Origin of the sequence: Novosphingobium sp. P6W (assembly GCF_000876675.2) — a bacterium.
Lineage (GTDB): Bacteria > Pseudomonadota > Alphaproteobacteria > Sphingomonadales > Sphingomonadaceae > Novosphingobium.
Map to the genome: position 1 here is coordinate 1006838 of NZ_CP030352.1, position 23070 is coordinate 1029907.

The window sequence follows — 23070 nt, forward strand, 5'->3', positions numbered from 1 at the left end:
GCACAGGAGCACGAGCGGATGGCGAACAGGAACGATCTCGAACTGTCGAGGCGCGGGGTGCTTGTGGCTGGCGGTGCGTCGGCAGCGCTCACGGCTCTCCCGGTGGGACAGGCCGCGGCCCGGACGGCCGCGCCCCAGCGCCCGCCGATTGGCATGCGCGTAGCCTTCGAAGTCAACGGCAAGCGCCGCGAGCTGGAAGTCGATACGCGCACGACGCTGCTCGACGCCCTGCGCGAGCACTTGCATCTCACCGGCACCAAGAAGGGTTGCGACCACGGGCAGTGCGGGGCGTGCACGGTCCTCGTCAACGGTACGCGCATCAACAGCTGCCTCAGCCTCGCGGTGATGCACAAGGGCGACAAAGTCACCACGATCGAGGGCCTGGGAACGCCGGACAAGCTCCACCCGATGCAGGCGGCCTTCGTCAAGCACGACGGCTACCAATGCGGCTACTGCACGCCGGGCCAGATTTGTTCGGCGGTCGCGGTGCTCGAGGAAATCCGCGCCGGCATGCCCAGCCACGTCACCGATGATATCGAAGCCTCGGCCCCTGTCTCCAATGCGGAAATGCGGGAGCGCATGAGCGGCAACATCTGCCGCTGCGGTGCGTATTCCAACATAATGGAAGCGATGGCCGAAGTTGCAGGAGCCAAGGCATGAAGCCCTTTTCCTACGAACGCGCGACCTCGCCCCGTGACGCCGCCGCCAAGGCCGCGAGCGTGGCCGGCGCCCGGTTCATAGCTGGCGGCACCAACCTGCTCGACCTGATGAAGCTGGAGATCGAGGCGCCCACGCACCTGATCGACGTCAATGGTCTCGATCTCGACACGATCGAGGAAACCGCCGAGGGCGGGCTGCGCATCGGTGCGCTGGTGACGAACAGCAGGATGGCGTCCGACAAGCGCATCCGGCGCGACTATGCCCTGCTCACGCGGGCGACGGTCGCAGGTGCCTCGGGCCAGCTGCGCAACAAGGCGACGACGGCGGGCAACCTGCTGCAGCGTACGCGCTGTGCCTATTTCTACGACACCAACCTGCCTTGCAACAAGCGCCGGCCCGGCTCCGGCTGTGCGGCGCTTGGCGGGGTCAGCCGGCAACTCGGCATCATCGGCACCAGCGACGCGTGCATCGCCACGCACCCCAGCGACATGGCGATCGCCATGCGGGTGCTCGATGCCAGCGTAGAGACGGTGAAGCCTGACGGTTCGGAACGCACGATCCCGATCGCCGACTTCCACCGCCTGCCCGGCACCACCCCGCACGTCGAGAACGTACTTGAAGAAGGCGAACTGATCACCGCCGTGACGCTGCCCAAGCCGGTGGGCGGCACCCACATCTACCACAAGGTCCGCGACCGCGCGTCCTATGCCTTCGCGCTGGTTTCGGTAGGTGCGATCATCCAGCCCGATGGAAGCGGGCGGTTTGCGGTGGGCGGTGTCGCTCCAAAGCCCTGGCGCAGCCCTGCGGCCGATCAGGCGCTCCCCCAAGGTGCGGGAGCCGCGGCGGCGGCGTTGCTGTCGGGCGCCCGGCCGACTGAGGACAACCGTTTCAAGGTCACGTTGGTCGAGCGTACGCTTGCGGCCGTGATCGCCGATTCACGCAGCAAGGGAGAGACGACATGAAGTTCGACACGCCCGCTGGCATCAATCCGATCGACCGGGGAAAAGTCGTCGGTCGGCCCCACCCCCGTATCGAAGGGCCGCTCAAGACGACCGGCACGGCGCGCTACTCGTACGAGTTGCACGATGTGGCGCCCGACGCAGCCTATGGCTACGTACTGGGCGCGGCCATTGCCAAAGGTCGGATCGCGTCGCTCGACGTGACCGATGCGAAGGCGGCTTCCGGCGTCTTGGCGATCGTCACGGCGGCGAACGCGGGACCGCTGCGCAGCGAAGGGTTCTATGTCGCCAGGCCGCTCGCCGGGCCTGAAGTCCAGCACTACCATCAGGCGGTGGCGCTGGTGGTCGCCGAGACCTTTGAACAGGCCCGCGCTGCGGCCGGCTTGATCCGCGTGCAATACGAACGCACGGAGGGTGCCTATGACCTGATGGGCGCGCGGTCGGGCGCCAAGCCTCATCAGCGGCAGCCCGACGTCAGGATCGGCGATTTCGATAGCGCTTTCGCGTCGGCGGCGGTGACGGTCGAGCAGACCTACACTACGCCCGACCAGAGCCACTCGATGATGGAGCCGCATGCCACCGTCGCCAAGTGGGAAGGCGACAGCCTGACGATCTGGTCCGCGCAGCAGATCGTCGGCTGGGCGCAGCGCGACCTGGCGAACAAGCTGGGTATCGCGCGGGACAAGGTTCGCATCGTCGCGACGTACATCGGCGGTGGTTTCGGCGGCAAGGGCAGCGTGGCTTCCGACGCGGTCCTGGCCTCGCTTGGAGCGCGGGCTACGGGACGAGCCGTCAAGGTGACCTTGCCACGGCCGCTCATGCCGAACAACACCAGTCATCGGCCCGCCACGGTCCAGCGGCTGCGGATAGGCGCGGACAGCAAGGGGAAGATCGTCGCGATCGGGCATGAGACGTGGTCGGGCAACCTGCCGGGCGGCGGACCCGAGATCGCCGCCGCGCAGACGCAGCTGCTCTATGCCGGGGCCAACCGGCTGAGCCTGACGCGGCTGGCGCTGCTGGACTTGCCCGAAGGCAACGCCATGCGCGCGCCGGGCGAAGCGCCCGGTATGATGGCGCTCGAAGTCGCGATGGACGAGCTTGCCGAGAAACTGGGGATGGACCCCGTCGAGCTGCGGGTCCTGAACGACACGCAGGTCGTACCGGGACACGCCGACCGCGGCTCCGCGTCAGGAGGCGGGCAGACTGGCGATGCAGCGAAACCTGGGCCGGGGGAGATCCCGTTCTCCCAGCGTGAACTTGTGCAATGCCTCAGGACCGGCGCCGAACGGTTTGGCTGGGCGAAGCGAAGCACGACACCGGGATCGCGCCGTGAAGGCCGCTGGCTGATCGGCATGGGCATGGCCTCCGCGATCCGCGGCGCGCCGATCCAGCCTGCGGGTGCCCGCGTGAGCCTCGATGCGCAGGGCGTCGTTACCGTCGAGAGCAACATGACCGACATGGGCACCGGCAGTTACACGATCATCGGCCAGACCGCCGCCGAGATGATGGGCGTGCCGCTCGACCGGGTAATCGTGAAACTGGCGGATTCCCGCTTCCCCGATGCGTTCGGCGGCGGCGGCCAGGCGGGCGCTGCCTCGGCCACGGCGGGTGTCTACGCGGCCTGCGTGAAACTGCGGGAGGCCGTTGCCGCCAGCCTCGGCTTCAATGCCATGGATGCGGTTTTCGAAGATGGACAGGTCCGGTCCGATGGCCGTGTCATGCCGCTGGCCAAGGCAGCGGATACGGCAACGATCACCGCCGAAGACAAAATGGAGTATGGCGATCTGTCGAAGCGGTTTTCGCAGCAGACGTTCGGCGCGCATTTCTGCGAAGTCGCGGTTGATGCCTATACCGGCGAAATCCGCATTCGGCGCATGCTCGCGGTCTGTGCGGCGGGGCGCATCCTCAATCCCATCACGGCGCGCAGCCAGATCATCGGCGGCATGACGATGGGAGCCGGGGCCGCGCTGATGGAGGAACTGGCGATCGACAAGCGCTTCGGCTTCTTCGTGAACCACGACCTAGCCAGCTACGAAGTTCCCGTCCACGCGGACATTCCGCATCAGGAAGTGATCTTCCTCGAGGAAGTCGATCCGACGATGTCGCCCTTGAAGGCCAAGGGCGTCGGGGAACTCGGCATTTCGGGCGTAGCCCCGGCGATCGCCAATGCGGTCTACAATGCGACGGGTGTGCGCGTGCGCGACTATCCGATCACTCTGGACAAATATCTCGACAGGTTGCCACCCTTGGCCTGATCTTTCCGGCGCCACCGGCAAGAACCACGGCCCGCCTGCACTGCGGGCGGGCCGTGGTTGTCTTCAGTCCTGCGGCGGGCCGGCAAGATACTCCGCGTCGGTCACCTTCTCCATCCAGGTCACGGCGGTGCCGTCGAGCGCTTCCTGCACCGCGATATGGGTCATCGCGGTCGTTGGTGTAGCGCCGTGCCAGTGCTTGTGGCCGGGCGGGCACCAGATCACGTCGCCGGCGCGGATCTCGACGATCGGCTCGCCCTCGCACTGGGTCCACCCACAGCCTGCGGTTACGATGAGGGTCTGTCCCAGCGGATGGGTATGCCAGGCCGAGCGGGCGCCGGGTTCGAACGTGACGGCAGCGCAGGAATGGCGCGCTGGCGCAGGCGGCGCGTTAAGCGGATCAAGGCGGACCGTGCCGGTGAAGTATGCGCTGGGAGCGACCTGCGACGGCTGCGAGCCTGCACGCTTGAGTATCATGACATTTTCCTTTTTTCTGTGGCTAGAAACGAAGGTGCCGAGCGGCCATCACCTCCCCAGCCACTCCTTGACCTGGTTCAGCGTGCGCCGCTCCTGGTCGGCCTCGAGGACGAAGGGTTCCTCGATCCTGGCGGCCTGTGCGTGGCTGCGGAGGACTTCCATGCTGTTGCCGGGGCCATATCCGCCGTGGGTGATGAAAGGTTGCAGGGTCTTCCCGCTCCAGTCGTGCGCCTTCAGGAACGAGCGGATCACCGGCGGGGTGGTCTCTCCCCAGATGGGAAAACCAAGGTAGACCGTTTCGAAGGAAGCGAAGCCGGGCACGCGGGTTTCCAACGGCGGCTCGTAGCCGCGATCGCGCTCCTGCCGGGCCTGTTCGACCGTTTCCTCGTAGTCGTCCGGATAAGCTCGGGCGGGGCGGATCTGGAAAAGTTCCGCCGCCAGCAGGCGGTGCATGGTGCCTGCGATGACCTGCGTATTGCCCGAGCGGGTGAAGAACGCCACGAGCGTCTTCGATCCCAAACCGGACGCGTCCGCTTGCTCCTTGGCACATGCGGATGTGCTCCCTACGAGCGACAACGCGATAGGGGTGGCAAGAACGGCACGCCGCGAAAGGTCGGAATTGCTGTCCATGGTGGGCTCCTTCGGTTCGAGGCAGGAAAGTCGGTGCGGCGGTCTATCTCAAGCTGATGCCGTCGCCGGCTTGGCGGAAACCCGGCTGACTGGGAGGATGATCGTCAGTGTCACCACCAGAAGGGCGAGCATCAGCATCACGGTGCCTGCGTCGAATGCCGTGGTGATGCGATGGGCGGTCAGGGCGCTGCCCGTCAGGTTGCCGGCCCCGATCGATGCGACGGCGACGAGAATGCTGAGGCCGACCGAACTGCCGAGTTGATGGGCCACGTTGACCGCACCCGAAGCCGCGCCAGCGTCCCTGTCGGTCACGCTCACCACGCCGGCGGATGTCAGCGGGCTGAGCGTCAGGCCCTGGCTGACGCCGATCAGCAGCATTGGCAATGCGACCGAGACCCAGTAGCCCGAATGGGCCGATACCCGGCTCAGCCACGCCATTCCCACTATGCCGGCGATCATGCCCACGAAGAGCAGGAGTTTGGGGCTGTAGCGCTTGACCAGGCGCGGCACGGCGATGGCCGAAGGAACGTGCAGGATGGTGGCGGGAATGAACGCAAGCCCCGTCCAGGCCGGACTATAGCCGACGACTTCCTGCAGATAGAGCGTGGTGAAGAAGAAGAAGCCCACCATCGCGCCGAGATAAAGGACGCGTGCGCCGTAGGCTCCGGACCGGACCCGGTTGGCGAACAGATGCAAGGGCAGGATGGGCTGGCGCACCCACGCCTCGATCGCGACGAATGCCACGAGCAGGACAATGGCCGTACCCAGCGTAGCCAGGGTCAGCGGGTCTGCCCAACCGGTGTGCGCGGATCGGATGAAGCCATAGACGAGACCGCCCATGCCCAGCGTCGAGGTGACCGCGCCGGGAATGTCGAAGGTGCCGGTATGGCGGGGTGTCTCGGCGATGAAGCGTCGCGTCGCCCAGATCAGGCCGATGCCGACAGGCAGGTTGATGTAGAAACCGGCCCGCCACGAGACCCATTCCGCCAGCACGCCGCCGAGCACCAGGCCCACCGTCGCGGACGCCCCGGCGGCTGCAGCATAGTAGGATACCGCCCGCGTACGGGCATGACCTTCAGCGAAATTGGTCTGTAACAAAGAAAGGCTTGAAGGAGCCAGGATCGCGGCACCTACGCCCTGTATGCCGCGCCAGACCAGCATCCATGTCGCCGTTGGGGAGGCGCCGATGGCCAGCGAAGCGAGCGTGAAGACCATGATCCCGGCGATGAACATCCGGCGGCGACCGAGAATGTCACCCGCACGCGCGCCGAGCAGGAGAAATCCTCCAAACGTCAGCGTATAGGCGCTCTGGACCCAAGCGAGATTAGTTTCGGAGAACCCCAGTTGCTGGTGGATCTTGGGAAGGCCCGTCAGCACGACGGAGATGTCGAGCACGATCATGACGTAGCTGACGAGAATGATCGCCAGGATTACGTTGGAATGGGCACCGGGCCGATCCGCCACATCGGGCGACCTGCTATTTGAAAGCATCTTCTATCTGCCTTGGTGTCGCAGGTAGCCCGGTAAATCGGCGCTGTTCGGCGGATTTGCCGGGCTACTCCTTAGAGCTTGCGCGTGCCCAGCCACTTCACCATCGCCGGGTCTCGGTGGTCGAAGAATGCGCTGGCCTTTTCGTCGAGCGCCGCGATTTTCGTGACGTCGTCGAGGTCCAGTTCGAAATCGAAGATGGCGAAATTCTCCGCCATCCGTTCCTTGCGGACCGACTTGGGAATGGCGACGATGCCGCGCTGGTTCAGCCAGCGCAGGACCACCTGCGCGGTGCTCTTGCCGTGTTTCTGGCCGATCGACTGCAGCACTTCGTTGGTGAACAACCCGTTCTTGCCCTCGGCAAACGGGCCCCACGCTTCGGGCTGAACATTGTATTCCTCCAGGATTTCCTGCGCATCGCCCTGTTGATGAAAGGGATGGATCTCGATCTGGTTGACGGCGGGCGTGACCTCGTTGTGAAGCACGAAGTCCACGAGGCGGTCGGGATAGAAGTTGCTGACCCCGATCGCGCGGATCCGGCCTTCGCGGTGCATTTCCTCCATCGCGCGCCAGGCGCCATAGACGTCGCCGTAAGGCTGGTGGATCAGCCAGAGGTCGAGATAGTCGACCTGCAGCTTGTTGATCGAGCGCTCGAAGGCGGCCTTGGCGCCTTCATAGCTCGCGTCTTCGATCCACAGCTTGGTCGTGACGAACAGTTCGCCGCGGTCGATCCCGTGATTGCGGATCGCAGCGCCGACAGCCTCCTCGTTGCCGTAGGAAGTCGCGGTGTCGAGCAGGCGATAGCCTACGTCAATCGCGTCGCGGACGCTGCGCTCGCATTCTGCGGGATCGGGTACCTGGAACACGCCGAAGCCGAGGCTGGGCATCTCGACGCCATTGTTCAGCGTCACGGTAGGTATGGTGAAGGTCATGTTCGGTAGTCCTTTCGAAGCGCTCAACGGTTGACTAACTGCTGGTGCGATGCGGCGTAGCGATCGCCCTGCACATCGACGGTGGCGAGGGCCTGCTCGATGCGGGTCATGTCGTCCGGGGTGAGTTCGACGTCGGCGCCGCCGAGGTTTTCCTCGAGGCGGTGCAGCTTGGTGGTGCCCGGGATCGGCGCGATCCAGGGTTCGCGCGGCAGCAGCCATCCCAGCGCGATCTGCGCCGGGGTCACGCCCTTTTCGGCAGAGAGGTCGCGGACGAGCAGCACCAGCGCCTGATTGGCCTTGAGCGCTTCGGGCGAGAAGCGGGGTACGGTGCTGCGGAAGTCGCCTTCACCGAAGGTCGCATCGGCATCGAAACGGCCGGTCAGGAAGCCCTTGCCGAGTGGACTGAAGGGTACGAAGCCGATGCCCAGTTCTTCGAGGACCGGAAGAATCTCCGCTTCCGGTTCGCGCCACCACATCGAATATTCGCTCTGCAGCGCCGCGACCGGCTGTACCGCGTGCGCAAGCCGGATCGACTCGGCACCAGCCTCGGACAGGCCGAAATGCTTCACCTTGCCGGCCTGGATCAGGTCTTTCACGGTGCCGGCAACCTCTTCGATCGGCACGTTCGGATCGACGCGGTGCTGGTAGAACAGGTCGATGCGATCGGTCCGCAGGCGCTTCAGTGCCTCGTCGGCGACCTGACGGATGCGTTCCGGCCTGCTGTCCAGGCCCTGACCCGGCACCCCATTCACGAAGCCGAACTTCGTCGCAATCACGACCTTGCCGCGCACGGGTTCGAGCGCCTCGCCGACCACCTCTTCGTTGATGCCGGGGCCATAGGCTTTGGCGGTGTCGAAGAAGGTGACGCCGCGCTCATGCGCCGCACGGATGAGCCTGACTGCGTCCGCACGGTCGGTCGCCGGGCCGTAGCCGAAGCTCAGGCCCATGCACCCCAGACCCAGCGCCGATACTGCGAGGCCACTGCGGCCGAGCATACGTGTCTGCATGATAAATCCTCACGCTGGGCGCGGCGGCAAGCCACGCCTTTTCATGAAGTCTATCTAGGCATCTGCTTCAATCGTGATTAGACGGACAATGTGACTAGGCCTTATGACACCGCGTCATGAAACCGTTGGAGAAGTGATCCCATGCAACGCACGGACATGGGCGGGCTTGCGATGTTTATCGCGGTTGCCGAGGAGCGCAGCTTCACAAAGGCAGCCGCCAGGCTGGGTGTCTCGCAGTCGGCGCTCAGTCACTCGATACGGCGGCTCGAACAGCGGCTCGATCTGCGCCTGCTCACCCGAACCACTCGCAGCGTCGGTCTTACCGAGGCTGGGGAGCGGCTAATGGAAACGGTCGCGCCCGCCTTCGAGGAAATTGACGCCAAGATCGTCTCTTTGACCGAACTCAGAACCAGGCCGGCGGGGACCGTACGGATATCGACATCGGAGCATGCTGCCCGGACGCTTCTGTGGCCGGCAGTCGACATCATCACGAGAGAGCACCCGGATGTGAAGGTCGAACTTAACATACAATCCGGCCTCACCGACATTGTTGCGGAGCGCTATGATGCCGGGGTGCGCCTTGGCGAGCGGCTCGATCAAGACATGGTGGCGGTTCGCATCGGGCCGAGGCTGCGGATGGCGACGGTGGGATCGCCCACCTATTTCGAACAGCATGGCGTTCCGGCTGCGCCCGCTGACCTAACGGATCACGCCTGCATCAACCTACGCATGGCCGGCGGCAGCATCTATCAATGGGAATATGAAAAGGACGGCCGAGAACTTAAGGTGAAGGCCGATGGCCAACTCGTTCTCAACGACGTCGACCTGATCCTCAAGGCGGTGCTCTCGGGGCATGGCATTGCGCACCTCGTCGAGGATCGCGTGGCGCCGCTCGTGGAGGATGGCTCACTTGTGCGGATTCTGGAAGACTGGTGCGACCCGTTCGATGGGTATTATCTCTATTACCCGAGCCGCCGCCAGCCTTCCGCAGCTTTCAGCCTGCTCCTCGGCGCGCTGCGGTATCGTGAGTGATGCTACTGATCAGGTAACTTAGAGTCACGATAGATAGCGCGATCCAAAGCAGCGGTGAACCGCCCCGGGACTGCCGGAGGCCATTTTAGCTAAATTAAGCTGCCACTGGGATATCGTCCAGCATATCGTAATATCGTTGCTCGGCTTCGACCGGCGGGATGTTCCCGATGGGCTCCAAGAGCCGCCGGTTGTTAAACCAATCGACCCATTCCAGCGTGGCGTATTCGACGGCCTCGAACGACCGCCAAGGCCCTCTGCGGTGGATTACCTCAGCTTTGTAGAGGCCGTTGATTGTCTCGGCTAAAGCGTTGTCGTAGCTGTCACCGACGCTGCCGACCGACGGTTCGATGCCCGCTTCAGCGAGGCGCTCGGTGTACTTAATAGATACGTATTGCGATCCGCGGTCGCTATGGTGAATGAGCCCGCCTCGGTGAACGGGGCGACGTTCATGGATAGCCTGCTCCAGCGCATCGAGAACGAAGCTGGCATGTGCGGTCCGGCTGACCCGCCATCCAACGATGTAGCGGGCGTAGACGTCGATTACGAAGGCGACGTAGACGAAGCCCGCCCAAGTTGCGACATAAGTAAAGTCGGAAACCCAGAGCATGTTCGGCGCCGGGGCGTGGAACTGGCGATTGACCTGGTCGAGAGGGCACGATGCCGCCTTGTCGCTGATCGTGGTCCGCACCGGTTTGCCTCGGATCACCCCTTGCAGGCCCAGATCGCGCATGAGCCGCTCCACTGTGCAGCGCGCCACCTCGAAACCTTCGCGCTTCATCTGCCGCCAAACCTTGCGTACGCCATACACCCCGAAGTTCTCGGCGAAGACGCGCAGGACTTCAGGTTTGAGAGCTTTGTCGCGTTTGACGCGGGCAGTTTGCCGCACCGGATCCCGGCGCTGGGCGACACGCTCATGATAGGTTGATGGGGCGATCGGCAGGACCCGGCAGATCGGCTCGACCCCATAAGCATCCCGATGTTCGTCGATAAAATCGATCATCGTTTGAACGGGCGGTCGAGCTCCGCCTGGGCAAAATATGCCGACGCCTTGCGAAGGATCTCATTCGCCTGCCGCAGTTCGCGAACCTCGCGCTCCAAAGCTTTTAGCTTCTCGGCAGTTTCCGTTGGCACGCCGCGTCGCTTACCGCTGTCCACCTCGGCCTTCTTTACCCATTCGAGCAAAGTATGGCCGGAGCAGCCGATCTTCTCGGCCACCGATGTGACTGCCGCCCAGCGGGAAGGATGATCACCCTCGTGATCCAAAACCATCCGGATCGCTCGCTCACGAACCTCAGGCGCAAACTTGTTTGTAGTCTTGCTCATCGTAGACCCTTTCTCTCAGGAGATCGGGCCTCCGGCAATCCCGGGGCGGTTCACTAACGAGGCCGGCATTACCCGTTCATCGGTGCCATCCTCATGAAACGGCCGGACCAATGCGCGGCTCTTCGGCCTCAGCTATACCACGCCGCGGGGCACGATCGAGGCGCGCATGATCCTCCCTCATGATCCAAAGGAATAGCGTAGACGCAATCCGTACATACGTGGCTGACCGTACAAATAGGACACAAAGCCGCTGGTGTTTGCCATGTCATTGACCGCGACGGCGTAGCGCTTGTTGGTGATATTGGTTGCAAACAGCGACAGATCGACGGGTGTGCCCCCGACCTTGCGCCAATTGAGATTTAAATTGAGCAGTTGATATGAAGGCAGCGTCCCAGAGGCAGTGCTGAAGATGACCTGCTTGTCGATATAGCTGTAGGTCGCGGAAGCTGACAGATTGCCCATGCTTTCAGGTATTGGCAGCGTGTAGGTTCCGGTCAGCGAGAGCTTGTGCTTTGGGGTGTAGGGAGCGGGTTGTCCGGGGTTTATCGGGATGAACCCGTCATAGGGGCTGTCGATGGGGAATGTGGGAGTCACAGTCGTTTTCAGCTTCGCGTCGATATAGGCGTAGCTTGCATCGACACGAAAACCGGCGACCGGGCCAAGACTGGTTTCCACTTCCACGCCCTTCAGCCGGGACTGGCCGATATTGACGATGGCGTTGTTCGGCGGCGCCGAACCGCGTGCCGGTGACGACGTCAGGCCAAGAGCGATCTGCTGGTTCGAGAGATCGTTGTAAAATCCCGCCACGTTGAAGTTGCCTGGAACCGCACCGTGCCAACTTGCCTTCATGCCGATTTCATAGGCTTCCACTTTTTCCGGATCGTACGTGGTGAAGCCGCCCGCCGCGAGCGGGTTGACGCTGCCCTGCCGATAGCCGCGCGAATATTTGGCGTAGATGAGCAGATTGTCGATGGGGGTGTAATCCACACCCAGCAACCATGTGGGCGCATCGCTTTTCTGGACGGGTCTGTCGAGGCACTGATCGAGGTTGGTGATCGGCGGATTGCCGGCCGGCCGCAAGGTGGGATTGGCGCAGCGGCCGACAGGCGCCGAGCCGGCGGGGAACAGGAATTGGGCGTTGAGCGCCCGCGCCCGCGAAACATCCCAGGTGTATCGTAGCCCTCCGGTCAGCTTCAGATGGTCTGTAAGACTGTACGATGCCTGTCCGTAGAGGGCGTAATTGTGGAAGGAGGCGCGAAAGCGCTGGATCGTGAGCGAACCCGTCGTGCCGGGGAAGTTCGCACACTGAAAAGCGAACCTGTCTCCGCAGATCAGCCGGGTGGCGGCATAGACGGTGTTGTCTCCCAGCGGATTGCTGATTTCCATATAGCCGCCAGCCTGCCAGTTCAGCCTGCCGCCAAAGCCGCGCCCTTGAAACTGCAGTTCTTCGGTGAAGTTTTCCTGATTAGCCAAGGATCCGTTCGGCGGCGCGAAGGAAGTGTTGAACGAGGCGTGCATCCCGGTCAGCGCGCCGCCGGGGACTACAGCGCCTGTGCGCGGGTTGGTCTGCGAGGCGGGCACGATCGCATCCACGCCGAAGAAGTCCGTCCGGAAACGGTTATAGAATTGCGAGTAGCTGGCGATGTTCTTGACCGTGATCTCGTCGGTCGCCTGCCACGTGGTGGTATTGATGATCTGCCACTGGCGCACGAGGCTGAGCGGGTCTGCGACCGCAGACTGCACCGCGAATTTGCTGCTCCCTTCCCGGCGTCCGATTTGATCGCAGATGGGCTGGCCTTGTGGGAAAATGGCGTTGTTGCATGCCGTCACCTGAGGGAGCTGCCCGTTGGTGCTGGAATGAAGATAGGAAACGATGGTGTAGTTCTCGAGGTTGGGCGTCAGATCGACAACCAGGCTTGCACGAAGCGCCCAGTAATTGAGGTCGGCGTAATCCTTCGGTCCGATACCGGAGATGTTCTTCAGATAGCCGTCGCGCGACTGCCGATCGAAGCCGATCCGCAGGCGTGCACTGTCGCCCAGCGGCGTGTTGATGACGCCCTGCAAGCGCCGCAGGTCATAATTGCCGATGGACCCTTCCAGATATCCTTCGACTTCCGGCGTGGGTCGCTGGGGAACCAGCAGCACCGCGCCCCCGGTGGTGTTACGGCCGAACAAGGTGCCTTGCGGGCCTTTCAATATCTGCACATTCTGGAGATCGAAGAAGGAACCGGGGCCTGCACCATCGCCGCTGCCAATGGACGCAGTTCCACCGCGCGGCGCGACGACATCGGCGAAATAGATGCCGACCGAGGCAGTCGTGCGCGACTCCTGCGAAAAGCCGCGGATAGCAAAGCTGGCGTTGTCGGTACCAAATCGGCTGTTGGCGCTGAGTGATGGAGTGTAGGTCGCCAGGTCATTGCCGCTGTTGATGTTGCGGTTGTCCAGTTGCCCCTGATTGAACACGGTGATGGAAATCGGCACATCCTGCAGTCGTTCCTCGACCCGCCTCGCCGTCACGATGATGTCGGTCGGGTCGCCGTTGGTCTGCGCGGCGGAAGGCGTGCCCGTTGTCAGCGCGATGATCGATGCAGATGCCCACAGCGTGGACGCCAGTAGCTTGGTCATAACCTCTCCCGTATCTATTTTCTGGCCTTCGATGGGCCGCCGGCCTTCAGGCTCGGTTCGAATGCGATGAGTGGCGGCTGGTCTTGATCGACCTGTTCCGCGCGCGTTTTCAGTCGTCGCCGCTGATCTGGAGGGCCCACAGGTGTGCCGAGCGTTCGCGATCCATTGTCGGATGCAACGGGCCAATTTCAGTGGAGAGACGTTTGGAAACAGCGGCAAGATCGTCGGTTTCGATCTCGTAGGCGGTGACGTAGGGCCAGGCTTCCATCCCGGGCAGGTTGCCGCGTACGACCTGATAGCGCCGCGCGCTTTTGATCGCGTCGATTTTCCGGAAGTCCGGCATGTGCACATCTTCGTACCAGCGATTGCAACTGGCCTCGTCGCCTTCGCCCAACGTCGGTCCGTTCAGAGCAAGCATGAGATATCTGGCCACGGCGCTCTCCCTACAAATGTCCATGCGATTTTTGATTCTGGTGCCGGACAGTGTGGGCAGCTGGATAACATCGAGAATTATGTGTCACAATAGCGAAAATAAATTCTCTAACGAGATAGGCGTCTCGCCATTAAGTCATTGCTGTCGAAATCACGCGGGAATGGGCCTTGACCCCGCGGCGCGGTCGCCCGTAAATCCCATCAATTCGAAATAGTGAACTGATGATATGACCCGTTCTTCTCCCGGCGTGGCGCGCGTCGTCGCCATTCTCAATTTCATGGCCGAACATCCGGATGAATCCTTCACGCTGACGGACATAGTTCGGGCTTTGAAGCTAAGCCGGGCAACTTGTCATGCCTTGCTCGCAGGTCTTGTTGAGGCCAATTATCTCTACCGCACCAACGACAAGAGCTATGTTCTTGGCTCCGCACTGATCCATCTGGGCCAGGTTGCCGACAAGCATCTCTCCCCCGTCCGCATCAGCTTGCCGGAGATGCGGGTCCTGGCGGATGAGTATGATGCCGTGTGCACGGCTGTATTTCGCGAGGGCAATGAAATCATCGTCCGCGAACGCGCGGCCTCACGGTCCAATCTGGGGTGGTCGGTACCGCGCGGAACACGCCTGCCGCTCAAGCCCCCAGCCGGCACCAACTGGGTGAGCTGGTCGCCGGAAGCGGATGCGGATGCGTTCATCGACGAGACCATGCCGGGCGTTTCGAAAGAATTTCGCGAGGAGTTGCACGCCGGTATCCGCCTGACACGCGAACTGGGATTTCAGATCATCCTGAGGACATCCGACGATCAGCGCGGCTCGATCGGCTGGCTGTTCAACGAGCCTGACGCGGTGGCTGGCATCAGTGTCGCCACTTCGCTGGATGAGGGGCAAACCTATCCGCTGGCGTCGCTTGCCGCCCCTGTGTTCGATGCGCAGAAGAACGTTGCCTTCGTGCTCGTCCTCAGCGGTCTGGGCGGTACCTACACGGCGGCGCAGATCATGCAGATGGGCAAGCGGTTGAGTGAAGCAGGCCATCGCCTCACCGATTTCCTGGCAGGCCGCCAACCCTGATTCCACGGCCTCGCCGCCCTTAGCCATTCCCGATCAACGCATCGCTATTGACGAAGCCGGCAAATTCGCCCTAATCGTATGATCGAATAGTTATTCGAAATAACGAATAGGGACGAGGCATGGGCGGAGGCTTTATCGAGGGCCGATGGGTGACTGGGCTTGGCGCGCCGTTTACGGTCGAGAATCCGTCGACCGGCGCAGTGGTCACGTCTGTGACCGGAATGTCCCTGGAACAGATTAGCGACGCGATCCGCGCTGCCCGCCATGCGTTCGACGCGGCCACCTGGGCCGATCTCCCGTTTGGAACGCGTGCGGAGATTGTGCGACGCTATGTCGCAGCGTTGGAGACGCGGGCGGACAAGATCATCGACCTGATCGCATTGGAAACAGGCTGCCCGCGTTTCACATCGTCGATGCGAAGCCAGGTCCAGACGCCGCTGGCGCAGGCGCATCAGATCATTGATCTGGCCCAGTCGCTGCCCGATTACGAAGACAACCCATTGCCGATCGGCGAGCGGGTGAATCTGATGAACCAGCCTTATCAGAGCCTGCGCCATTACACGCCGGTCGGCGTGGTCGCGGCGATTGCTGCCTATAATTTCCCTTTCCTGACGGCACTTTGGAAAGTGATCCCCGCCCTGATTACCGGCAATACGGTGGTCTTGCGGCCAAGCCCGCTCACCCCCTTGTCTGCAGCGGTCTTTGGCGAAGCGGCCGAAGAGGCCGGGTTGCCGCCAGGCGTTCTCAATCTGGTTTTGGAAAGGGGGACTGAAGGCGGCCAATTGCTCACGACCCATGCGGACGTCGATATGGTGGCGTTCACCGGGTCGACCTCCGTGGGCGTGCAGGTGATGCAGCAGGCGGCGGCAACGATGAAGCGGCTGCAACTCGAACTGGGAGGCAAATCAGCACAGATTTTCCTGCCCGATGCGATCGATAAGGTGGTGCCGGTCATGGTCGGTGCCTGCACGGCACACGCCGGGCAGGGTTGCGCACTGGGCACCCGGATCTTCGTGCCCGAGGCAGACAAGCCTGCGATCCTGGAGAAGATCCGGACCGCATTCGCCGCCATCCGGATCGGCGGCGCCGATGATCCGTCCACCCAGCTTGGGCCGGTGATCTCGGCCGCTCAACGCGCGCGCTGCGAACATTTCGTGGCGCTTGCAGTGGAAAGAGGCGGCGTCGTCGTCACGGGCGGCCGGCGCCCGGCAGCTCCCGGCGAAGGCTTTTTCTTCGAACCCACCGTGCTTGATCTGCCCGACAATTCCAACCCTGCGGCGCAGGAGGAAATCTTCGGTCCGGTGCTTTGCATCATAGGGTACCGCGATCTCGATCACGCGGTGCAGATGGCGAACGACTCCCGCTACGGCCTCTCCGGTTACGTCTTCGGGGCGGACCGGCGCAAGGCCCTGGAGGTCGGGCTGCGGATCAAGAGCGGTACGGTCAATGTCAATGGCGCGATGATGAGCAGCTACGTTTCGGCCGGTGGTCAGCGGATGAGCGGCGTCGGGCGCGAGCGCGGCATCGAGGGCATCCGCCTCTACCAGCAACTCACCTGCATCAATATGGGGGCATGACATGAAGGGATTGGTCGAAGGCAAAGTTGCCGTGATCACAGGCGCGGGATCGGGCGTGGGACAGGCCGCAGCGTTGCTCTTTACCCGCCATGGCGCGCGCGTCGTGGTGGCCGACATCGACGCTGCCCGCGCGGATGAGACAGTTGCGCTGGTCCAGGCCGAAGGCGGCGAGGCGTGCGCCGCGCATTGCAATGTCGCGGACGAGGCGGATGTCGAGCGGCTGATCGCTCTTGCGGTAGCCACCTACGGACGGCTGGACATTCTCTACAACAACGCCGGTATCACCGTCACGGGATCGCCGGGCAAGGGGCCGAAGTCGCTGGTCGAGACGACGGCCGCGGAGATCACGGCGATACAGGCGGTGAACGTCGATGGCGTGCTTTATGGATGCAAGGCGGCCATCGCGGTATTCGCACAGCAGGGCGGCGGCGGGGCGATCGTCAACACCGCATCGATCGCCGGGCTGATCGGCTACGGAGGAGTGGCCTATGGCGCGACCAAAGGCGCTGTCGTCGGGCTTACCCGCACGCTTGCGATAGAGGTCGCGGCGCAGGGCATCAGGGTCAATTCCGTGTGTCCGGCGGGTATGCCGACCCGCTACGGGGGCATGGATGCGACCGGCCCGCAAGCGGATCGCGTGCGGCAGAGCATGGGGTCTGCACATCCGCTTGGCCGCGCGATCGATCCGATGGACTGCGCCAGCGCCGCGCTGTTCCTGGTCTCCGATCTTGCCTCAAACATAACCGGCGTGAACCTGCCGGTCGATGGCGGCCTGTCGGCGGGCGTTCCGCTTCGCCGATGACATCCGATGATCGCCCGGTGATGCTGATAACGGGTGGAACCGGCTCAATCGGGCGCGAAGTCGCGGCCCAGACCCTGGAGGCCGGGTGGCGCTTAGTTCTTCACGGCCGCACGCGCGAAAGCGTGGATACCGCGATGAAGGGTTTCGCGCGGCCGGAAACGGACGTCGCCGCCTATGCCGAGGATGCATTCGTCGAGGGCGCCGTGCCGTCGATCGTGGAGCGCGCCGTTGCCTGCTTCGGCCGGATCGATGCGGTTGTCGATTGCGTGACGGGTGGCCCGCCGGGCGTGGTCGGGCGCTTTGCGGATACTGATCCTGCGGGCTATCCCGGTCTGCTGAACGGTTCGGTCGCGCATATCCAGCGGCTGGCACATGCTGCCTTGCCGTTGCTGGCAAGGCGCGGCGGGACCCTGATCGCCTTCGCTTCCGATGCCGGGCGCTTCGCGGCGACCGGGCAGGCGGCGGTCGGGGCGTCGCGGGCGGGGATTATGGGGTTTGTCCGCAACCTTGCGATGGAAACCGCGCAGGATGGCATCCGAGTGCACTGCATCGCGCCGAGCTTCGTCGAGGGTAGCGCCAGCCTGAAAAGAACCGAGGCACGAAATCCGGACCGGGTGGCCCGGGCGCGTGCACGCGCAGGGCTGGGCCTGCCGACGCCTGCGGATATCGCGCCCGTGGTCCTGTTCCTGTGCGGCGATGGCGCACGCAGGCTCACTGGTCAGATCATCAGCGTGAATGGCGGATTGAACGCATGAGGAACAGTCGATGAAACAGGTCGTGTTACGCAATTATCCGAGGGGAGCGCCCAGCGCTGGGGACTTTGCGGTGGAGACCGCCGAGATGCCCGAACCGGCGACCGGCGAGGTGCTGCTCAAGACCTATTGGCTTTCACTGGACCCGCTGATCCGCTTTTCGCTGGACGAGCGGCGGTTGACGGGCCGGGCGCAAGTGCGGCCGGGTGAAGTTCTGTATGGCGGCGCCGTGTCACGCATCGAGGCGTCCAATGTCGCGGCTTTTTCAGTCGGGGATTGGGTCGAGGGGCGAACGGGGTGGAGAGAGTTTGCAGCGGTCGATCCTGCCGTCGTTCCGCTGCGCAAGATCGATGCGGGGGCAGCGCCGCCCTCCGCCGCGTTGGGACTCCTGGGTATGCCGGGGCAGACGGCCCATGCCTGCATGATCGAGGTTGGCCGGGTTACGACCGGGGAGACGGTCGTGATCTCCGCTGCGGCCGGTGCGGTCGGCACGATCGCGGGGCAGATCGGCAAAATTCTGGGCGCCCGAGTAGTCGGCATCGCCGGGGGGCCGAAGAAATGTCGCGCGGTCGAGGCGTTCGGTTTCGATGTCTGTGTCGATTACCGTGCCAGTGATTACGCCGACCAACTCGCAGCGGCCTGTCCCGGCGGGATCGATGTCTATGTCGAGAACGTCGGCGGCGCGGTGACGCAAGCCGTGCTGCCTTTGCTCAAATATCAGGCCCGGATGCCGGTCTGTGGTTTCATCGCCTATTACGGCATGGGGCTTGAAGGGCCTGGGCCGGACCGGCTGCCCGGCTTCATGCGCACCATCATGTCCAAGGGGCTTGAGGTGCGCGGGTTCGGCGGAGCGCTGGTCGCCGGGCCCGATGCGCTGGATAATCTTGCACGGTGGCATGGCCAGGGAAAGATCAGGCTGGCCGAAACCGTGGTGGAAGGCCTCGACGAAGCGCCCGCTGCCTTTGCCGGCATATTCAGCGGCAACGCAAACGTGGGCAAACTCGTCGTCCGGGTCGCTGCGGAGTGACCCGGTGATGTCGATGGACTCCACAGGCGCCTGTGCGCAGGTCGTGCCGCTTGAAGGCGGCCGCAATTTTCGTGATCTGGGCGGCTACCGCGCAAGGGATGGGCGCGAGGTGCGGCGCGGCCTGCTCTTTCGTTCGGGGAGCCTTGCGGGGGTGACGTCGGCGGGCGTTGCCACATTGCGCGGGCTGGGTGTCGTGGGACTTTGCGATTTGCGCACGTCGCGCGAACGGCTTGCGGAGCCCGTGGATTGGCATGCGGCGATGGGCCTGTCCTATTGGTCGCGTGATTATGAAACCAGCTTTGGAGAGCTGAGACGCCTGATGGAATCGCGCCTGCCGGACGCCGAGGCAGCGCAGGCCGCTATGATGGAGGGGTATCGACGTCTGCCGTTCGAGCAGGCGCCCGCCTATCGCGAACTGTTCCGGCGCCTGCGCGATGGCGAAGTGCCGCTGATCTTCAATTGTTCGGCAGGCAAGGATCGCGCCGGTACTGCCGCAGCGCTTATTCTTACAGCGCTTGGCGTGCCCCGCGAAACGGTATTGGCCGATTTCGCGCTCACCGACCGCGTCGGCGGTCTGGAGCGCATGATATCCCGGCCCGCGACCGAGGGCAGCCTGCTGGCAAACCAGTCGACCGAAGTCATTCGCGCCATTCTGGCAGCCGATCCCCTTTACATGGCGACGGCGCTGGATCTGGTCGCGCCGGATGCGCAGGCGTTCGAGCAGTATCTGGAAGATGTACTGGAAGTCGATCGAGCATCTGTGGAGATGATCCGCGAGCGACTGCTCTGCTGATCCAACACCGCCGACTTGACATATGGTTCTCAATATGGATTTATATGTCGAAATAACGAATTATGCGATCAAGCGCTCATATAGGGGCGTCTGGGAGATTGGCATGCCTGCGCCGTCAAATTGCCGTTACGCCGCCGGCCCGTGCCCAGGCGGCCGGCGGGAAGATCGCGGCACTGCCCCTGATCCCGACGTTACCGCCTGAAAGGCTAAGACACGCAAGAGGACTGCAATGGCTGATGTTCTGACCCGCGACGACCCGCTCTACGAGCAACTTTACGACGTTCGCCGCGAGGCGATCGAGATGGGCAATCTGGTCGAGGAGGACGTGAACCCCAAGCTGGCCATGCTGCGCGCGCAGGCACAAGTGCACAAGGGGTCGCTTAGAGAATTGCTCGGCCTGCCCGAGGTCAAGCGGCACAAACTGGGCGTCGCCCGTCAAACGTATACCGTGCTGAGCTTTGCGGCATGCGAGAAGGCCTTTCGCGAAAACGGTCGTTTTTCCTCGAGCATCGTCCACCATCCGAACCCGGGCGATGAACAGACCATGGGCATCCTGGAGATGGATGGCCTGCAGCATCTGGCCTACCGCAAGACCCTGCAACCCATGTTCATCAAGCCGCGCACCCTGACCTGGTGGCGGCAACGCTGGATCAACGAGATCGTCGAGATGCTGATAGCGCGGATGCGGACGCAGGATCGCGCCGAGCTGAACCTGGAATATTGCGCGCGCGTGCCTGTCCATACCGTCACCCGCGCGATCGGCATGGAGGGCGATGATGCCCTGGTATTCCGCAACGCGCTGATCCGCAGCAGCGAGGTCAGCCATATCCTGCCGGAAGTTCGCGCCGAGGCATCGGAGACGGTGTGGCGGATGTTGGCCGAACTGATCGCGAGCCGCCGTGCGAATCCGGGTGACGATGTGGTCTCGAAGCTGATCGAGGCGACCGTGCAATTGCCGGACGGCTCGGAACGGCCACTCAACGATCGCGAGATCGCGATCAACAGCCGTCTGGTGATGGTTGCGGGTGGCGGTACGTCCTGGCGGCAGTTCGGAATTACACTGTGGGCGTTGCTTACCCGGCGCGATCAACTGGACGCGGTAAGGGCAGACCGGTCGCTTGTGGATGCGGCGATCGAGGAATCGGTTCGATGGAACGTGACCGCGCCGGTGTTCAGCCGGTTGGTGACTGAAGATTCGGAGTTGGGCGGCATCGCCATCCCGGCGGGGTCGGTCGTCGAACTGTGCACCGGTTCAGCCAATCGCGATTCCACGCGTTGGGAAAATGCCGACGAGTATGACCTGCACCGTCCGCTCAAACCGCATCTTGGTTTTGGTATTGGCCAGCATCAATGCCTGGGCATGAATGTCGCGCGCAGCGAGATCAACGTTGGCATCAACGCACTGCTGGATGCTTTCCCCGACATCCGGCTCGATCCCGACCAGCCCGCCCCGTTCCTTACAGGCGGGTTGGAGCAACGCGGAATGTCGGCCATTCCCGTGCTGCTGCGCTGAGATGACCGCTGTTGTCCAACCCGGCTTGGCGCCGCGCCAGTTGCCCGCAGTCGAAAGGGATTCGGGTTTTTTCTGGACGGCCGGGGAAAAGGGCATTCTGCTTATCCAGCGCTGTGCATGCGGGAGCTACAATCATCCGCCCCTACCGCGCTGCCCCTTCTGCGGCGGCGACGCGCTGGCGCCCGAGCCGGTCGCTGGGCGGGGGAGGGTGGCTACGTTCACGGTCAATCATCAGCCCTGGCGCCGGGGTATGGCAGTCCCCTACGTCTTCGCGGCGGTGGAACTTGCAGAGCAGGCCGAACTATACGTCATGACGAACATCGTGGACTGCGCCCCGGAAGCGGTGAGCATCGGCTTGCCTGTCGAGGTGCAGTTCGAACGCCATGACGATGTGTGGCTACCCATGTTCCGGCTACGCGGGCTCGGTTGAATGGTTCATCCCGAAAAGCATGTCTGCATCACCGGTGCGGGGCAGTCGACGGTCGGGCGTCCTTCGCTGCGCAGTGCGTTGCAACTGACGCTCGATGCCTGTGACAGCGCGATCGCCGATGCCGGCCTGACCTTGGCCGAGATCGACGGCCTGACCACTTTTCCCGGGCCAGCCGGCGATGCCGGTGGCTTCTCTCCCGTAGGTGCGACCGAGGTCATGATCGCGTCGGGCATGAAGCCGGTCTGGATCGGCGCTTCGACCGAAGGCCACGGGCATATGAGCGCGATCTTCAGCGCGATCCAGGCCATCGCGTCGGGGCTTTGCCGTCATGTGCTGGTGTTCCGGACCGTGGCCGAAGCGACAGCGCGGGCTGCGCCGCGTGGCGGGGGCGGGCTGCCGGCCCGCGCTACACGCGCCAACATGTGGTCGGCGCCGTTCAACGCGGTGTCTCCCGCCAATATCTACGCGCTCTATGCAACGGCCTACTTCGCCAAATATGGCGCGACCGCGACGCAGCTCGGGGCGATTGCGGTCAACAGCCGCCATATGGCGAGCCTCAATCCCAATGCGATCTATCGGACGCCGATTAGCATCGAGGACTATCTCGCATCCCGCGTCATTTCTTCCCCGCTGCGTCTCTACGATTGCGATACTCACATTGACGGATCGACTGCGATCCTGTTGTCGCGGCGCGACATCGCGATGGAAATGGCTCGATCGCCGATCGAGATCGAGGCCATGGGCATGGGTCTGGGCGGTCTGGGTATCGGCCGGCATGTCGGCGATTTCACGCAGTTGCCGGCGGAAGCAGCGGCCCGGATGTTGTGGTCGCGTACCGATCTCAAGCCGCGCGATGTCGATGTCGCGCAAATCTATGACGGCTTTTCGATCCTGACCCTGCTGTGGATGGAAAGCCTTGGTCTGTGCGGTCGCGGCGAGGCGGCGGCGTTCGTGGAGGGGGGCGGGCGGATCGGACTGGATGGAGAGCTGCCGCTCAATACCAGCGGCGGCCAACTGTCTGCGGGCCGTTTTCACGGCTACGGCCATACGTACGAGGCCTGCCTCCAGCTTTGGGGCAAGGGCGCGGCGCGGCAGGTGAAGGACGCCCGCACCTGTCTCGTCGCCAATGGCGGCTATGGCTACGGAGCGCTGCTGCTCAAGCGCGGGTGATGCGGCCGCCGTAACAGGGGCGAAGAACCTGTCTTCTCTGATCGACATAGCTTGACAAGCCAGCCGTCCTTGCGGACTATTCTTATTTTAGAATATAGTGTCGAAATAGCGAACTACGCTGA

The 23070-nt window shown here is 63.3% G+C and carries 21 protein-coding genes and 1 other annotated feature; of the genes, 13 read left to right on the forward strand and 8 right to left on the reverse strand.

Going from position 1 to position 23070, the window contains the following annotated elements; all coding sequences use genetic code 11:
- Nucleotides 1-18 precede the first annotated feature (18 nt).
- Genes paoA through TQ38_RS04935 form a run of 3 tightly spaced genes read left to right on the forward strand, consistent with a single transcriptional unit; the run spans nt 19 to nt 3874 of the window.
- On the forward strand, nt 19-660 hold the full coding sequence (gene paoA / locus TQ38_RS04925; protein ID WP_043980081.1) for an aldehyde dehydrogenase iron-sulfur subunit PaoA: 642 nt from the start codon (nt 19-21) through the stop codon (nt 658-660).
- Nucleotides 657-1622: a xanthine dehydrogenase family protein subunit M gene (locus TQ38_RS04930; RefSeq protein WP_043980078.1), complete on the forward strand. Its 966-nt coding sequence runs from the start codon at nt 657-659 to the stop codon at nt 1620-1622. The genes paoA and TQ38_RS04930 overlap by 4 nt, the downstream gene beginning before the upstream one ends.
- Nucleotides 1619-3874 (forward strand): xanthine dehydrogenase family protein molybdopterin-binding subunit, encoded by a 2256-nt coding sequence (locus TQ38_RS04935; RefSeq protein ID WP_043980075.1) that lies wholly within the window; start codon nt 1619-1621, stop codon nt 3872-3874. The genes TQ38_RS04930 and TQ38_RS04935 overlap by 4 nt, the downstream gene beginning before the upstream one ends.
- A 63-nt stretch (nt 3875-3937) precedes the next feature.
- Here the strand turns inward: TQ38_RS04935 and TQ38_RS04940 are convergent, their stop codons facing one another.
- From TQ38_RS04940 to TQ38_RS04960, 5 genes are all read right to left on the reverse strand, one after another.
- Nucleotides 3938-4348: a cupin domain-containing protein gene (locus TQ38_RS04940; protein WP_043980073.1), complete on the reverse strand. Its 411-nt coding sequence runs from the start codon at nt 4346-4348 to the stop codon at nt 3938-3940.
- A gap of 48 nt (nt 4349-4396) precedes the next feature.
- A complete protein-coding gene (locus tag TQ38_RS04945) occupies nt 4397-4978 on the reverse strand; it encodes a flavodoxin (protein ID WP_043980071.1) in 582 nt (193 codons plus the stop codon).
- A 48-nt stretch (nt 4979-5026) separates the two neighbouring features.
- Complete coding sequence (locus tag TQ38_RS04950) at nt 5027-6469, reverse strand: MFS transporter (protein ID WP_043980068.1); 1443 nt, start codon at nt 6467-6469, stop codon at nt 5027-5029.
- Nucleotides 6470-6540: 71 nt separating this feature from the next.
- A complete protein-coding gene (locus TQ38_RS04955; RefSeq protein WP_043980065.1) occupies nt 6541-7398 on the reverse strand; it encodes an aldo/keto reductase in 858 nt (285 codons plus the stop codon).
- Nucleotides 7399-7421: 23 nt separating this feature from the next.
- Nucleotides 7422-8405 carry an aldo/keto reductase gene (locus tag TQ38_RS04960; protein ID WP_043980062.1) on the reverse strand — a complete coding sequence of 328 codons (984 nt, stop codon included), beginning with the start codon at nt 8403-8405 and terminating at the stop codon, nt 7422-7424.
- 141 nt (nt 8406-8546) lie between these two features.
- On the opposite strand from TQ38_RS04960, the gene TQ38_RS04965 reads away from it, so the two are divergent.
- Entirely contained in the window at nt 8547-9437 is an 891-nt protein-coding gene (locus tag TQ38_RS04965) for a LysR family transcriptional regulator (protein ID WP_043980060.1), read from the forward strand.
- Between the two features lie 94 nt (nt 9438-9531).
- Here the strand turns inward: TQ38_RS04965 and TQ38_RS04970 are convergent.
- From TQ38_RS04970 to TQ38_RS29895, 3 genes are all read right to left on the reverse strand, one after another.
- Nucleotides 9532-10760, reverse strand: a protein-coding gene (locus TQ38_RS04970) for an IS3 family transposase (RefSeq protein ID WP_113941886.1) whose coding sequence is annotated in 2 segments (ribosomal slippage) — nt 9532-10472 and nt 10472-10760 — 1230 coding nt in all. Because the reading frame shifts where the segments join, the coding sequence is not laid out codon by codon here.
- Nucleotides 10363-10479: a sequence feature (AL1L pseudoknot), on the reverse strand. (Overlaps the previous gene by 117 nt.)
- Nucleotides 10761-10937: 177 nt before the next feature.
- Nucleotides 10938-13385: a TonB-dependent receptor gene (locus TQ38_RS04975; protein WP_052505819.1), complete on the reverse strand. Its 2448-nt coding sequence runs from the start codon at nt 13383-13385 to the stop codon at nt 10938-10940.
- A 109-nt stretch (nt 13386-13494) separates the two neighbouring features.
- Entirely contained in the window at nt 13495-13803 is a 309-nt protein-coding gene (locus TQ38_RS29895; RefSeq protein ID WP_052505820.1) for a hypothetical protein, read from the reverse strand.
- Nucleotides 13804-14044: 241 nt separating this feature from the next.
- On the opposite strand from TQ38_RS29895, the gene TQ38_RS04980 reads away from it, so the two are divergent.
- From TQ38_RS04980 to TQ38_RS05020, 9 genes are all read left to right on the forward strand, one after another.
- Nucleotides 14045-14884, forward strand: a complete 840-nt coding sequence (locus tag TQ38_RS04980; RefSeq protein WP_043976726.1) for an IclR family transcriptional regulator — start codon at nt 14045-14047, stop codon at nt 14882-14884.
- 119 nt (nt 14885-15003) lie between these two features.
- Nucleotides 15004-16461: an aldehyde dehydrogenase family protein gene (locus tag TQ38_RS04985; protein ID WP_043976727.1), complete on the forward strand. Its 1458-nt coding sequence runs from the start codon at nt 15004-15006 to the stop codon at nt 16459-16461.
- Between the two features lies 1 nt (nt 16462).
- Complete coding sequence (locus TQ38_RS04990) at nt 16463-17263, forward strand: SDR family NAD(P)-dependent oxidoreductase (protein ID WP_043976729.1); 801 nt, start codon at nt 16463-16465, stop codon at nt 17261-17263.
- Entirely contained in the window at nt 17260-18018 is a 759-nt protein-coding gene (locus TQ38_RS04995) for an SDR family NAD(P)-dependent oxidoreductase (RefSeq protein ID WP_240197956.1), read from the forward strand. The genes TQ38_RS04990 and TQ38_RS04995 overlap by 4 nt, the downstream gene beginning before the upstream one ends.
- Nucleotides 18019-18028: 10 nt before the next feature.
- On the forward strand, nt 18029-19042 hold the full coding sequence (locus TQ38_RS05000; protein ID WP_043976730.1) for an NADP-dependent oxidoreductase: 1014 nt from the start codon (nt 18029-18031) through the stop codon (nt 19040-19042).
- A gap of 7 nt (nt 19043-19049) precedes the next feature.
- Entirely contained in the window at nt 19050-19835 is a 786-nt protein-coding gene (locus TQ38_RS05005) for a tyrosine-protein phosphatase (protein WP_052505821.1), read from the forward strand.
- Between the two features lie 301 nt (nt 19836-20136).
- The gene (locus TQ38_RS05010; RefSeq protein WP_240197957.1) at nt 20137-21348 is read left to right on the forward strand and encodes a cytochrome P450; all 1212 of its coding nucleotides are present in this window, start codon (nt 20137-20139) and stop codon (nt 21346-21348) included.
- Nucleotide 21349: 1 nt separating this feature from the next.
- Nucleotides 21350-21778, forward strand: coding sequence for a Zn-ribbon domain-containing OB-fold protein (locus TQ38_RS05015; protein ID WP_043976732.1), 429 nt, complete (start codon nt 21350-21352; stop codon nt 21776-21778).
- Complete coding sequence (locus tag TQ38_RS05020) at nt 21779-22948, forward strand: thiolase family protein (protein WP_043976733.1); 1170 nt, start codon at nt 21779-21781, stop codon at nt 22946-22948.
- Nucleotides 22949-23070 lie beyond the last annotated feature (122 nt).

Bases quoted from the DNA above. Each gene is read 5' to 3' on its own strand.
- paoA (WP_043980081.1), top strand. From the start codon at position 19: ATGGCGAACAGGAACGATCTCGAACTGTCGAGGCGCGGGGTGCTTGTG.
- TQ38_RS05005 (WP_052505821.1), top strand. From the start codon at position 19,050: ATGTCGATGGACTCCACAGGCGCCTGTGCGCAGGTCGTGCCGCTTGAA.
- TQ38_RS04960 (WP_043980062.1), bottom strand. From the start codon at position 8,405: ATGCAGACACGTATGCTCGGCCGCAGTGGCCTCGCAGTATCGGCGCTG.
- TQ38_RS04930 (WP_043980078.1), top strand. From the start codon at position 657: ATGAAGCCCTTTTCCTACGAACGCGCGACCTCGCCCCGTGACGCCGCC.
- TQ38_RS05010 (WP_240197957.1), top strand. From the start codon at position 20,137: ATGGGCAATCTGGTCGAGGAGGACGTGAACCCCAAGCTGGCCATGCTG.
- TQ38_RS05020 (WP_043976733.1), top strand. From the start codon at position 21,779: ATGGTTCATCCCGAAAAGCATGTCTGCATCACCGGTGCGGGGCAGTCG.
- TQ38_RS04935 (WP_043980075.1), top strand. From the start codon at position 1,619: ATGAAGTTCGACACGCCCGCTGGCATCAATCCGATCGACCGGGGAAAA.
- TQ38_RS04995 (WP_240197956.1), top strand. From the start codon at position 17,260: ATGACATCCGATGATCGCCCGGTGATGCTGATAACGGGTGGAACCGGC.
- TQ38_RS04955 (WP_043980065.1), bottom strand. From the start codon at position 7,398: ATGACCTTCACCATACCTACCGTGACGCTGAACAATGGCGTCGAGATG.
- TQ38_RS04950 (WP_043980068.1), bottom strand. From the start codon at position 6,469: ATGCTTTCAAATAGCAGGTCGCCCGATGTGGCGGATCGGCCCGGTGCC.
- TQ38_RS04940 (WP_043980073.1), bottom strand. From the start codon at position 4,348: ATGATACTCAAGCGTGCAGGCTCGCAGCCGTCGCAGGTCGCTCCCAGC.
- TQ38_RS05015 (WP_043976732.1), top strand. From the start codon at position 21,350: ATGACCGCTGTTGTCCAACCCGGCTTGGCGCCGCGCCAGTTGCCCGCA.
- TQ38_RS04965 (WP_043980060.1), top strand. From the start codon at position 8,547: ATGCAACGCACGGACATGGGCGGGCTTGCGATGTTTATCGCGGTTGCC.
- TQ38_RS05000 (WP_043976730.1), top strand. From the start codon at position 18,029: ATGAAACAGGTCGTGTTACGCAATTATCCGAGGGGAGCGCCCAGCGCT.
- TQ38_RS04980 (WP_043976726.1), top strand. From the start codon at position 14,045: ATGACCCGTTCTTCTCCCGGCGTGGCGCGCGTCGTCGCCATTCTCAAT.
- TQ38_RS04975 (WP_052505819.1), bottom strand. From the start codon at position 13,385: ATGACCAAGCTACTGGCGTCCACGCTGTGGGCATCTGCATCGATCATC.
- TQ38_RS04990 (WP_043976729.1), top strand. From the start codon at position 16,463: ATGAAGGGATTGGTCGAAGGCAAAGTTGCCGTGATCACAGGCGCGGGA.
- TQ38_RS04945 (WP_043980071.1), bottom strand. From the start codon at position 4,978: ATGGACAGCAATTCCGACCTTTCGCGGCGTGCCGTTCTTGCCACCCCT.
- TQ38_RS04985 (WP_043976727.1), top strand. From the start codon at position 15,004: ATGGGCGGAGGCTTTATCGAGGGCCGATGGGTGACTGGGCTTGGCGCG.
- TQ38_RS29895 (WP_052505820.1), bottom strand. From the start codon at position 13,803: ATGCTTGCTCTGAACGGACCGACGTTGGGCGAAGGCGACGAGGCCAGT.